Consider the following 11649-nt stretch of genomic DNA (forward strand, 5'->3'; position numbering starts at 1 on the left):
GGTGCGGGGTGTCGCCGAGGGCGAGCACCGCTCGAACAGGCCCGCGGCGCGCCGCCGGACTCGCCGCGCTCGGCGAGGTCCCGGGCCTCCTCGCACAGCCGGGCCGCGTCGGGGCCGTGCCCGTCCCGCCGCGCGGCGCGCCGCTCGTCGTGCGCGGCGGGCTCGGTGGCCGCCGGTACCGGTTCCGGAGACTCGCTCATCGGTGCTCTTCTGCCCTCTGGGGGTCGGGGTCGGAACCGAGCCTAGCGATCCGGAGCCGCCGCGTCCCGTGGCGACACCCGTCACCTTTTGCGGGGACTTCTGGCGTGTTCGCCGCCGTGCCGGGCTCAGGCGAGTCCGGCGTCGTGGGCGAGCAGCGCGATCTGGGTGCGGTTGTCGAGGCCGAGCTTGTCGAGGACGGTCGACACGTGGGCTTTCACGGTGGCCAGGCTCACGAACAGTTCGGCGGCGATGTCGGCGTTCGCCCGTCCGCGGGCGACGGCGACGACCACGTCGCGTTCGCGGGGCGTGAGGGCGTCGAGCGCGGTGCGGGCCCGCTCGTGGGCACCGGCCTGGACGATCGCGCGGTCCATGAGCCGCCGGGTGATCCGCGGGGACAGGATCGGGTCCCCGGACGCGACCCGGTGCACGGCCCGGACGAGCCGCTCGGGCGGCGTGTCCTTCAGCAGGTACCCGGCGGCGCCCGCGCGCAGCGCCCGCAGGATGTTCTCGTCGCCGTCGAAGGTGGTGAGCACGGCGACCTCGGGCGGGTCGGTGCGGGCCCGCAGCCGGCGGGTGGCGGTGATGCCGTCGACACGCGGCATCCGCAGGTCCATCAGGACGACGTCGGGGGCGTGCGCGTCGGCGGCGGCGGACACCTCGTCGCCGTCGGCGGCCTCCCCCACGACGGCGATGCCGTCCGCGCCGTCCAGCATCATCGTCAGCCCGGCGCGGACCATGGGTTCGTCGTCGACGATCAGGACGCGCACCGGCCGGGTCACGCGGGCCATGGTAGCCGGGCGCGGAGCCGAAACTCTCCCCCGGCGGTCTCGTGGTCGAGCAGTCCGCCCGCGAGCCGCACCCGTTCGGTGAGCCCGACGAGGCCCGTCCCGGAACCGGCGGTGAGCGGCGGGGCGCCGTCCGGCGGGAGGGGGTTGCGGAGGTCGATCTCCAGGTCCGTGCCGGGCCGTCCCTCCAGGGTCACCTGGACGGGCAGCCCGGCGGCGTGCTTGCGGGCGTTGGTGAGGCCCTCCTGGACGACGCGGTAGGCGGCGCGGCCCGCGGCGGGCGGCAGGGAGGCCGCCTCGGCGACCCCGTCGCGCAGCGTCACCGCGGCCCCCGCGTCGCGGGACTCCTCGACCAGGCGCGGCACGTCGGCCAGGACGGGCTGCGGCCGGTCGCCGAAGTCGCGCTCCTCGTCGCGCAGGACGCCGATGACCTCGCGGAGTTCCTCCAGCGCCTGATGCACGCCGGTGCGGACGACGCCCGCCGCGTGCGCGAGCCGCTCGGGCGGGGCGTCCGGCCGGTACTCCAGCGCGCCCGCGTAGGTGGCGAGCAGCGACAGCCGGTGCGCGAGGACGTCGTGCATCTCGCGCGCCATCCGGGTCCGTTCGAGCATCCGCGCCTCGGCGACCCGGCGGCCCTGCTCGGCCTCGGCGGCGGCGCGCGCTCGCGCAGCGAGGCGATGAGCGCGCGGCGCGCCTGGGCGAGGGCGCCCCAGCCGACGAGCGGCCGCGTACGCGACGACGATCAGCACGAGCCACCAGCCGAGCGAGATGCCCGAGTTGAGCCGCCACAGTCCCTGCGCCGCGTGCGCCGCGACGCCCGCCGCGGCCACCGCGACGGCGGCCGGGAACGGGCGGCTCTGCGCGACCTGCAGGGCCCCGGCGGTGGCCGCCGGGGTCGCCGCCGGGGACAGCGCCGCCAGCACGCTCAGCCCGAGCGCGCCGCCGACCGGCCGCCGCAGCAGGACGGGCGACGCCGCGCAGCCCACGACCGCGACGGCGATGTCGAGGACGAGCCGCTCGCGCGTCCCGCCCTCGCTCACCGTGCCCCACACGCTGAGCCCGGCGAGCAGCCCGGTCGCCGCGACCATCACCGCGGCGCCGCCCCAAGGATGCTTTCCGCTGTTCACGGGGCCAAGGTAGCCGGACGCGCCGCGGCGGCGGCACCTACCGAAGTAGGGGGTCGCCGCGCGCCGCTTCGGGCGGTCAGTCCTCGAACTCTTCGGGCGGCGGGCAGGAGCAGACGAGGTTGCGGTCGCCGTACGCCTGGTCGATGCGGCGGACGGGCGGCCAGTACTTGCCGTCGCGCAGCGCCGGGAGCGGGTAGGCCGCCTCCTCGCGGGTGTACGGGTGCTTCCAGCCGTCGGAGAGCAGCTGCGCGGCGGTGTGCGGGGCGTTCTTCAGCGGGTTGTCGTCGCGGTCGTGGCCGCGTCGGCGACCCGCCGGATCTCCCGCCGGATCTCGATCATCGCGTCGCAGAACCGGTCGAGCTCGGCGAGGTCCTCGCTCTCGGTCGGCTCGATCATCAGCGTGCCCGCCACCGGGAACGACAGGGTCGGGGCGTGGAAGCCGTAGTCGATGAGCCGCTTGGCGACGTCCTCGGCGGTGATCCCCGTCTCCTTGGTGATCTTGCGGAGGTCGGCGATGCACTCGTGCGCGACGAGTCCGTTCCGTCCGGTGTAGAGGATCGGGTAGTGCGGGGCGAGCCGCGCGGCGAGGTAGTTCGCCCCGATGATCGCGCCCTCGGTAGCGGCGCGCAGCCCGTCCGGGCCCATCATCGCGATGTACGCCCACGAGATCGGCAGGATGCCCGCCGACCCCCACGGCGCGGCCGAGATCGGCCCGACGCCCGTGTCGGGCGGCCCGGCCTCCGCGCGCAGCGGGTGGTTCGGCAGGAACGGCGCGAGGTGCTCGCGGACGCCGATCGGGCCGACGCCGGGGCCGCCGCCGCCGTGCGGGATGCAGAACGTCTTGTGCAGGTTGAGGTGCGAGACGTCCGAGCCGAACTCGCCCGGGCGGGCGAGGCCGACGAGGGCGTTGAGGTTGGCGCCGTCCACGTAGACCTGGCCGCCCGCGGCGTGCACGGCGTCGCACACCTGCGTGATCGACTCCTCGAACACGCCGTGCGTGGACGGGTAGGTCACCATGATCGCGGCGAGCCGGTCGCCGTGCTCGTCGATCTTCGCGTGCAGGTCGTCCAGCGCGACGTTGCCGCCCTCGTCGCACTTGACGACGACGACCCGCATCCCGGCCATGACGGCGCTCGCAGCGTTGGTGCCGTGCGCGGACGACGGGATCAGGCAGACGTCGCGGTGCTCCTCGCCGCGCGACGCGTGGTAGCCGCGGATGGCCAGCAGCCCGGCCAGCTCGCCCTGCGATCCGGCGTTCGGCTGCACCGACACCTTCGCGTAGCCGGTGATCTCGGCGAGGTTCGCCTCCAGTTCGCCGATCAGCTCGACGTACCCGGCGGCCTGGTCGAGCGGCGCGAACGGGTGGACGTTCGCGAACTCCGGCCAGGTGATCGGCTCCATCTCGGCGGTCGCGTTGAGCTTCATCGTGCAGGAGCCGAGCGGGATCATCGACCGGTCGAGGGCGATGTCCTTGTCCTGGAGGCGGCGCAGGTACCGCAGCATCGCGGTCTCGGAGCGGTACGCGTGGAAGACCGGGTGGGTGAGGTAGGGGCTCTCCCGCCGCAGGTCGCCGGGCAGGACGTCGGCGATGTCGTCCGGCACCGCGGCGTCGGCGCCGAACGCCTCCAGGACGGCCGCGACGTGCTCGGGGGTCGTCGTCTCGTCGCAGGCGATCGCCACGCGGTCGGTACCGTCGGGCCGCAGGTTGATCCCGCGCGCGCGGGCGGCGGCGACGACCTCGCGGCGCCGCCGGGGACGCGGGCCAGGACCGTGTCGAAGAACGACCCGTGCACGATCTCGACGCCGCCGCGGCGCAGGCCCGTCGGCGATCTCGGCGGCCCGCCGGTGGGCGCGCTGCGCGATCGCGGCGAGGCCCTCGGGGCCGTGGTAGACGGCGTACATGCTCGCCATCACGGCGAGCAGCACCTGCGCGGTGCAGATGTTGCTGGTGGCCTTCTCGCGGCGGATGTGCTGCTCGCGGGTCTGCAGGGCGAGCCGGTAGGCGGGCGCCCCGTCGGCGTCGACGGACACGCCGACGAGCCGTCCGGGCAGCTGGCGCCGCAGGTCGTCGCCGACCGCCATGTATCCGGCGTGCGGGCCGCCGAAGCCGTAGGGGACGCCGAACCGCTGCGCGGACCCGACCGCGATGTCGGCGCCCGACTCGCCCGGCGGGCGCAGCAGCGTCAGCGCGAGCAGGTCGGCGGCGACGACGACCGCCGCTCCGCGCTCGCGGGCCGCCGCGGACAGCGCCGCGAGGTCGCGGACGGCGCCGGACGCGCCCGGGTACTGCAGCAGGACGCCGAAGAAGTCGCCGTCCGGCAGCCCGCCGGACACGTCGGCGACGACGACCTCGATGCCGAGCGGGACGGCGCGGGTGCGCACGACCTCGATCGTCTGCGGGAGCGCGTCGGCGTCGACGAGGAACCGTCCGGGCTCCTTGCGCCTGGACGCGCGGTGCGCGAGCGCCATCGCCTCGGCGGCGGCGGTGCCCTCGTCCAGCATGGACGCGTTGGCGACGGACAGCCCGGTCAGGTCGGCGACGGCCGTCTGGAAGTTCAGCAGCGCCTCCAGGCGGCCCTGGGAGATCTCCGGCTGGTACGGGGTGTAGGCGGTGTACCAGCCGGGGTTCTCCAGGACGTTCCGCATGATCACGCCGGGCGTGATCGTCCCGTGGTAGCCGAGGCCGATCATGGACGTCAGGACGGTGTTGCGCGCGGCGAGCCCGCGGAGCCGGTCGAGCGCGGCGGTCTCGCTCAGCGCGGGCGGCAGGTCGAGCGGACGGCCGGTGCGGATCGCGGCGGGGACCGCGGCGTCGATCAGCGCCTCCGCGCCGGAGTATCCGATCGCGGCGAGCATCCGGTCGCGGTCGGCCGGGGACGGGCCGATGTGCCGGTCGGCGAACGCGGCGCGGGGATCCTGCGGCGCGGCCACGGGGGCGAAGAACTGGGCGGTCATGGAGGAGCCTCCTGGCTGCTGCGGTCGCTCAGGCCACCGCCGGCGCGGGCCGGCGGCCGGTCTCCCCCTCTGTCATCGGCACCTGAGAGCTTCACCCGCGCACGGGGTTTCCCCTTCGGTGAGGCGCCGTTCCCGATCCGCGGGGATCGACGCCTGCTTTCCAGAAGGTGCCTCGCCCGAGCGGTCCTTTTGCCTGAGAGGTTCCGGGGAGGTTGCCCCTTCGGCGCCCCACGCCGGCTGCGTGGGGTCTCTCCCGCCCAGGGTCGACGGCATGTCCGGGACAAACCCTACCCAACCGCGGCCCGTCCGCGATCGTCCCGCTCCCGTAACCGGGTGTTCACCGCCGTGACCTCGGCGATGGCCTCGTACCCGCGAGTACGCCGGACAGTACGATATGACCGTCCCGCCGGGGCGCGGCGGGGGCGACGACGAGGGGCTACGGGGTGAACGGAGCGACGCCCGGACGGGCGCCGCCGCTCGACCGGGTGCGGCCGGTTCTGGGACGCTGATCACCGGGACGCCGATCGGCACGACGCCGGTCGGCACGACGGACGGCCGGGGCGGCGACGGGTGACGCAGACGCACGACGAGGAGGCGGTGCGCCCGAGGCGGGGCGCCTCCGCGGGCGTGCCCGTCGACGAGCCCGCGCAGCCCGACCGCATCCGCCGCCCGTCCGACGCCCTCCGGTTCGCGGTGTCGTGCTCCGGGCTGGCCGCGGTGATGCTGCTGGTGTCGTTCGCCCAGCAGACCACGCACGGCATCCAGACCGACATCGCCGAGGGCACCGCGCACGCGCCCGAGCTGCTGCTGGCGCTGGCCACCCTGGCGTCGAGCTTCGGGGTGCTGGCCGTCCCCATCGCGTTCGCCGTCGAGCGGCTGTTCCACAAGGACGGCATGCGGGTCGCCATCGCGCTGCTCGCCGCGATGATCGCGTTCGCCGTCACGATCACGCTGGACGATCTGGTGGTGCAGGCCGCGCCCGGCGGCGTCCTGGACTCGCTGATCTGGGGCGGCACCGACACGGCGCCGGTGCACACCGACATCGCGCCGGTGATCGCGTTCGTCAGCGTCGTCGGGATGGCGGGGCGGACCCGCTGGCAGGCGGCCACCTGGTCCATGATCGGGCTGGCGGCGCTGACCGGCCTGACCGCCGCCTACGCGTCGGTGTCGGCGCTGGCCGCGACGTACTTCCTGGGCCGCGCGATCGGGTCCGGCACCCTGTACGCGGTCGGCACGCCGAATCCGCGCCCGACGGGCATGACGGTGGTGACGGCGCTGGAGCGGCTGGGGCTGTGCCCGCGGCGGGCGGCGCGCCTCGACGGTCCCGAGGACGGCGCGGACGAGGCGCGCCGCTACGGGGTGCTGCTGGGCCCGTCCGCCACCGGGGAGGACCCGGTGCCGCTCGCGCCCGACGCCCCGCACGGCGCCTGGGATCTGGAGCTGCGGGTCCTGGACCGCGACCAGCAGACCGCCGGACTGCCGTACCGGCTGTGGCGGATGCTGCGGCTGCGGCGCACCACGGCGGGGCGGACGCTGCGGTCGCTGCGCCGGTCGCTGGAGCAGGAGTCGCTCACCGCGTACGCCGCCGCCGCGGCGGGCGCCCGGACCCCGCGGCTCGTCGGGACGCTGGAGGTGGGGACGCAGGCGGCGCTGCTGGCCTACGAGCACGTGCCGGGGCGGCGGCTGCGGGACGTGCCCGCCGAGGAGATCACCGACGAGCTGCTGACGGACGTGTGGCGGCAGTTCGGGCGCCTGCAGAAGGGCCGGCTGGCGCACCGGAGGCTGGAGGAGGACGCGGTGCTGGTCGGCGACGACGGCGCCGCGCACCTGGTCGACCTGTGGTCCGGGGAGATCGCCGCGGGCGACCTGGCGCTGCGGCTGGACCTGGCGCAGCTGCTCACCACGCTGGCGCTGCGGGCGGGCCCGGAGCGCGCGGTGCGCACGGCGGTGCCGGTGCTCGGCGAGGAGGCGCTGGCCGCGGCGGTGCCGATGCTGCAGCGGGTGGCGCTGTCGCGGGCGACCCGGCAGGCGGTGCGGCGCGACCGCGATCTGCTGCCGCGGATCCGAGAGGAGATCGTCCGGCTGAAGCCCGAGTCGGAGGCGGCGCCGATCCGGCTGGAGCGGTTCCGGCCCCGGACGATCTTCAGCGTGGTGGCGCTGTCGATCGCCGCCTACATCGTGATCCCGCAGCTCGGCAGCATCGATCTGGTGCAGCTGGTCGGGAAGGCGTCCTGGTGGTGGGCGGGGGTGGCGCTGGGCGCGGCGGCGCTGACCTACCTGGCGGCGGCCTTCATGCTGATGGGTTTCGTGCCCGAACGGCTCCCGCTGTGGCGGACGGTGCTGGTGCAGCTCGCGGCGTCGTTCGTGAAGCTGGTGGCGCCCGCGGCGGTCGGCGGCGTCGCGGTCAACACGCGGTACCTGCAGCGGTCGGGCGTCCGGCCGGGCCCGGCGGTGGCGAGCGTCGGCGCGTCCCAGCTCGTCGGCCTGGTGGTGCACATCCTGCTGCTCGTCCTGTTCGGCTTCCTCACCGGTTCGACGGGCACCGCGACGCAGGACCTGGCGCCGTCGCGCACCGTCGTGATCGCGGTGCTGGCGCTGGGCCTGGTCGCCGGGCTGGCGCTGACGATCCCGCGGGTGCGGCGGGTGGTCGCGGCCCGGCTGCGGAGCATGTTCTCGGGCGTGCTGCCGCGGCTCGTGGACGTCCTGCAGTCACCGTCGAAGCTGTTCACCGGGATCGGCGGGACGCTCCTGCTGACGGTGGGGTTCGTCCTGTGCCTGGACGCCTCGATCCGCGCCTTCGGCGGTTCGCTGCCGTGGACGGCCGTGGTCGTGGTGTTCCTGACGGCGAACGCGGTGGGGTCGGCCGTGCCGACGCCCGGCGGGCTCGGCGCCGTCGAGGGCGCGCTGACGCTGGCGCTGACGATCTCGGGGCTGGCGGCGGAGACGGCGGCGTCGGCGGTGCTGCTCTACCGTCTGCTGACGCTGTGGCTGCCGGTGCTTCCGGGCTGGGCCGCGTTCGCCTATCTGCAGCGTAAAGAAGCGCTCTAGCCGGTACGGCGGGCGCGGCGGCGGTCGGCGAGCTCGTCGTGCGGGTGGTCGGTGCGGTCGTCGGTGGCGGCCCGTTCGGCGGGCAGCTCGGCGAGGCTGCCCTCGACCTCCTGCCACACGCGGCCCAGCGCGATGCCGAACACGCCCTGGCCGCCCTGGAGGAGATCGACGACCTCGTCGGGCGAGGTGCACTCGTAGACGCTGACGCCGTCGCTCATGAGGGTGATCTGCGCGAGGTCCTGCACGCCGCGGTCGCGCAGGTGCGTCACCGCGGTGCGGATCTGCTGCAGCGAGACGCCCGTGTCCAGGAGCCGTTTCACGACCTTGAGGACGAGGATGTCGCGGAAGCTGTACAGCCGCTGGCTGCCCGACCCGTGGGCGGGGCGGACGCTGGGCTCGACGAGCTTGGTGCGGGCCCAGTAGTCCAGCTGGCGGTAGGTGATGCCCGCCGCCGAGCACGCCGTCGGGCCGCGGTAGCCGACGTCCTCCGGCGGCGCCGACACCTGCGTGTCGAAGAGCAGGCCCTGCTCTCCGGCACGCCGGGAAGCGACGTGCCTGTCGGGGGTGGCCTTGCCCTCGCCGCTGCTCACCGCCACGCGGACCTCCGGCTTCTATCATCCCGTGCCGGTTCGTCAAGGGGGTTTGACGAATAACACCACGGGTGTTCAACCAGCACGGTAGGTGCCGGTCAGGGTGTGGTCAACGTTCGTCGTCGGCGCGTCGCATGCCCGGATGAACCGGCTTCACGTGGGCAAACCGCGCACCTTGGCCGCCACTGCGGTCCCTACCCCGCCGGACGCCCCTCGGAAACCGCCACTTCCCAGGGCGATGCACGTCCAATGGCGGCAGACCCTAAATATACCCCGTGAAGTGACATACCCCACGGGCGCCCCCGTCGGAGACGTTCCTACCCCGCCGTCGCGCCCCAAACGACCCCCGGCGCCTCAAGATCATTGAGCGGGTTCGTGAAGCGCGGGTCAGCGGCGGGCATGTCCGCGAAGGCGACACGCGAGGTGCGGACGTGAACGCGGGTGCGGGCGGCGACGCGGGGGCGGGCGGCGGCCGGGCGAACCGGCGGCGCGGGGCGGGTCAGCCGGCGCGGCCGAAGTCTTCGGGGGTGATGGTGTCGAGGAACTCGCGGAACTTCTCGACTTCGTCTTCCTGCTCGTCCGGGATGGCGACGCCGGCTTCTTCGAGGATGTCCTCGCTGGCGAAGATGGTGGCGCCGGTGCGCAGGGCGAGCGCGATGGAGTCGGACGGGCGCGCGCTGACCTCGACCCCGTTGGAGAAGACCAGGTCGGCGAAGAAGATGCCTTCGCGGAGCGCGGTGATGTTCACGGTGCTCAGCTGGACGCTCAGCGCGTCGAGGACGTCGCGGAAGAGGTCGTGGGTGAGGGGGCGCGCGGGCAGCACGCCCTGCTGGGCGAAGGCGATCGCGGTGGCCTCGACGGCCCCGATCCAGATGGGCAGGTAGCGTTCGCCCTCCGTCTCCTTCAACAGGACGATCGGCTGATTGGAGGGCATCTCGACCCGGACGCCGACGACCTCCATCTGCTTCACTGCGGCTCCCTGCTCGTTCGCTTTCTCGATCACCCGCGTGCGGCCGGACCGAGTCCCGCCGAGCCCGAAACCCGAGCCCTGTAGCCAACGTACACCCACGTTCGGACGGAACGCCGCGCCGTGGGGTCGGCAAAAACCTGCGGGGCGCCGGTGATCAGTGGTCGAGGCTTTCCCGCAGGCTCGCCGACAGCAGCGCGGCGTGCAGTTTCACCGACAGCGCGGCGATCTCCCGCGCGGTCTCGGCGGCCTGCTCGTGGGCGTCGGGGTCGCGGCGGCGCAGCTGGGGCGCCACGGTCTGCTCGATGAGCCCGGCCTGGCGGTCGGCGGCGGCCTTGACGGCGCGCAGGTGCCGGACCTCGTAGCCGTACTCGCCGAGCGCGGCGGCGGCGCGGGCGACGGCGAGGGCCTCGGCCTCGTAGGAGGCGCCGCGGCGGCGGATCAGCCCGAACTCCTCCAGGCTGTGCAGGAGCGCCTCGTCGATCCCGGCGCCGTCCAGGAGCTGGCGGCGGGTGAGCCGGACGGCGGCGTTCCCGGCGGTCCGCGTCGGCGGCGACGAGCGTGCGGGGGCGGCCGCGGTCGGTTCGGGCGCGCGGGCGCCGAGCGGCGGGACGGACTCGCCGCGGTCGCTCGCCTCCAGGTGCTGCCGGAAGGCGCGCAGCGGCAATGTAATGGTCGCGCTGCGCGGTGAGGACGAACCGGAGCCGTTCGACGTCGGCGGCGCCGAACTTGCGGTAACCCGAGGGGCTGCGCTGCGGCTCGATCAGCCCCTCGGACTCCAGGAACCGGATCTTGGAGATGGTGATGTCGGGGAACTCGGGCCGGAGCAGCCCGAGGACGTCCCCGATCGTCATCAGGGACCTGGCCGGTTGCGCGTTCAAGGCCCCTCCCATCGTGGTCCCGTCGTGGCCGCGTCCGGTTCGCCTCCGGGTGCCCGGCTCCGGTCAGCCGTGCTGCGGATTCGTCAGGAAGACCAGCCGGAACTTTCCGATCTGGACTTCGTCGCCGCCCGCGAGGGCGGTGTGGTCGATCCGCTGCCGGTTGACATAGGTGCCGTTGAGCGCGCCGACGTCGCGGACGGAGAACTGCCCGCCCTGGCGAAGGAACTCGGCGTGCTTGCGGGACACGGTGACGTCGTCCAGGAAGATGTCGCTCTCGGGGTGCCGCCCGCAGGAAGTGCGGTCCTGGTCGAGGAGGAAGCGGCTGCCCGCGTTGGGGCCGCGCTTGACCACGAGCAGCGCGGTGCCGGGAGGCAGCGCCTCCACGCCCATCTGGTCGGACGGGACGCAGGCTCTTCGGCGCCCGTGTCGGTGTCCAGCGCCTCGATCCCGCCGATGGAGATCGTGGACGTGGATTCGCCGGGCGACTCCCGGGGCGGCGGCGGCGCGTTCCGCGTCAGCGGGGTGCCGCAGTAGGAGCAGAAGCGGGCATCATCCGGGTTGGCGTGACCGCACTGCGTGCAGTAGACGCTCGGCATCGATCTGCTCGGCCTCCTACCATCGGCGTTCCGGTCGCGGGCCCCGCTCGCCGCGGGAGCCGCGCACGTCACGCGCATCCGTCAACCAACCCACGCCGGGGACCCGCCCCCGGCAACGGTCCATCTCACCGCCCGCGCTCGCCACGGTCGCCGCAACCGACGGTCGCCGCAACTTACGCGGGGATGACCCGAAGGGTCAACCGGGGTCGGCGAGACCCCAAACTACCGCCGCCGATGATCGCAGGTCCATGCCGCCGCGCGGCACGCCTCCGGTCACGACGCACCGGCCGGTTCTTCGGCTCACCACGTCCCCCGTCTTCCCCTTCAGGACACGACCGTATCGCGCCCGCGGCGGTCCTCGCGCCCCGGGTGATCAACTTGTCGGATGGGTCACGTCCGCCGGGTTTCCCCCGGCCTCTCCCCCGGGCTCCTTCCCCGGCTCCGCGACGGGCAGCACGTCGGTGAGGACGCCGCCGCCGCGCGGGGCGTCCGCCGCGCC

8 protein-coding genes, 3 pseudogenes and 1 riboswitch are annotated in these 11649 nt (G+C 74.4%); of the genes and pseudogenes, 2 read left to right on the forward strand and 9 right to left on the reverse strand.

All coding sequences use genetic code 11. The annotated features are described in order from the left end of the window. The 4 genes and pseudogenes from BJF79_RS19805 to gcvP all read right to left on the reverse strand — a co-directional run. Positions 1–200: pseudogene (locus BJF79_RS19805) on the reverse strand (hypothetical protein); the annotation flags it as partial. A gap of 126 nt (positions 201–326) precedes the next feature. Then, positions 327–989, reverse strand: coding sequence for a response regulator (locus BJF79_RS19810; protein ID WP_075899452.1), 663 nt, complete (start codon positions 987–989; stop codon positions 327–329). Then, positions 977–2113, reverse strand: a complete 1137-nt coding sequence (locus BJF79_RS19815) for a sensor histidine kinase (RefSeq protein ID WP_262402291.1) — start codon at positions 2111–2113, stop codon at positions 977–979. The genes BJF79_RS19810 and BJF79_RS19815 overlap by 13 nt, the downstream gene beginning before the upstream one ends. A 270-nt stretch (positions 2114–2383) precedes the next feature. Further along, entirely contained in the window at positions 2384–5068 is a 2685-nt protein-coding gene (gcvP, locus tag BJF79_RS19820; protein ID WP_262402292.1) for an aminomethyl-transferring glycine dehydrogenase, read from the reverse strand. Positions 5069–5239: 171 nt separating this feature from the next. After that, positions 5240–5334, reverse strand: a riboswitch (glycine riboswitch). Between the two features lie 128 nt (positions 5335–5462). On the opposite strand from gcvP, the gene BJF79_RS19825 reads away from it, so the two are divergent. Together BJF79_RS19825 and BJF79_RS19830 are read left to right on the forward strand one after the other, a co-directional pair. Further along, positions 5463–5642 carry a hypothetical protein gene (locus BJF79_RS19825; RefSeq protein WP_075899454.1) on the forward strand — a complete coding sequence of 60 codons (180 nt, stop codon included), beginning with the start codon at positions 5463–5465 and terminating at the stop codon, positions 5640–5642. Then, positions 5639–8116, forward strand: coding sequence for a lysylphosphatidylglycerol synthase transmembrane domain-containing protein (locus BJF79_RS19830; RefSeq protein ID WP_075899455.1), 2478 nt, complete (start codon positions 5639–5641; stop codon positions 8114–8116). The genes BJF79_RS19825 and BJF79_RS19830 overlap by 4 nt, the downstream gene beginning before the upstream one ends. Here BJF79_RS19830 and BJF79_RS19835 read toward each other — a convergent pair. The 5 genes and pseudogenes from BJF79_RS19835 to BJF79_RS65700 all read right to left on the reverse strand — a co-directional run bounded on the left by BJF79_RS19835 (position 8113) and on the right by BJF79_RS65700 (position 11150). Beyond that, positions 8113–8712, reverse strand: coding sequence for a MerR family transcriptional regulator (locus BJF79_RS19835; RefSeq protein WP_075899457.1), 600 nt, complete (start codon positions 8710–8712; stop codon positions 8113–8115). The two genes, BJF79_RS19830 and BJF79_RS19835, sit on opposite strands and share 4 nt — an antisense overlap. A gap of 493 nt (positions 8713–9205) precedes the next feature. Continuing rightward, entirely contained in the window at positions 9206–9676 is a 471-nt protein-coding gene (locus BJF79_RS19840) for a bifunctional nuclease family protein (protein WP_026406115.1), read from the reverse strand. 154 nt (positions 9677–9830) lie between these two features. After that, positions 9831–10340 carry a hypothetical protein gene (locus BJF79_RS19845; RefSeq protein WP_262402293.1) on the reverse strand — a complete coding sequence of 170 codons (510 nt, stop codon included), beginning with the start codon at positions 10338–10340 and terminating at the stop codon, positions 9831–9833. A gap of 76 nt (positions 10341–10416) precedes the next feature. Then, positions 10417–10566, reverse strand: a pseudogene (locus BJF79_RS60755) (MerR family transcriptional regulator); the annotation flags it as partial. A 51-nt stretch (positions 10567–10617) separates the two neighbouring features. Then, positions 10618–11150 (reverse strand): annotated as a pseudogene (locus BJF79_RS65700) (FHA domain-containing protein). Positions 11151–11649 lie beyond the last annotated feature (499 nt).

This window comes from Actinomadura sp. CNU-125 (assembly GCF_001942465.1).
Classification (GTDB): Bacteria; Actinomycetota; Actinomycetes; order Streptosporangiales; family Streptosporangiaceae; genus Spirillospora.

Excerpts from the sequence above, each read along its gene's own strand:
- BJF79_RS19825 (WP_075899454.1), top strand. The coding sequence starts at position 5,463 with ATGACCGTCCCGCCGGGGCGCGGCGGGGGCGACGACGAGGGGCTACGG.
- BJF79_RS19810 (WP_075899452.1), bottom strand. The coding sequence starts at position 989 with ATGGCCCGCGTGACCCGGCCGGTGCGCGTCCTGATCGTCGACGACGAA.
- gcvP (WP_262402292.1), bottom strand. The coding sequence starts at position 5,068 with ATGACCGCCCAGTTCTTCGCCCCCGTGGCCGCGCCGCAGGATCCCCGC.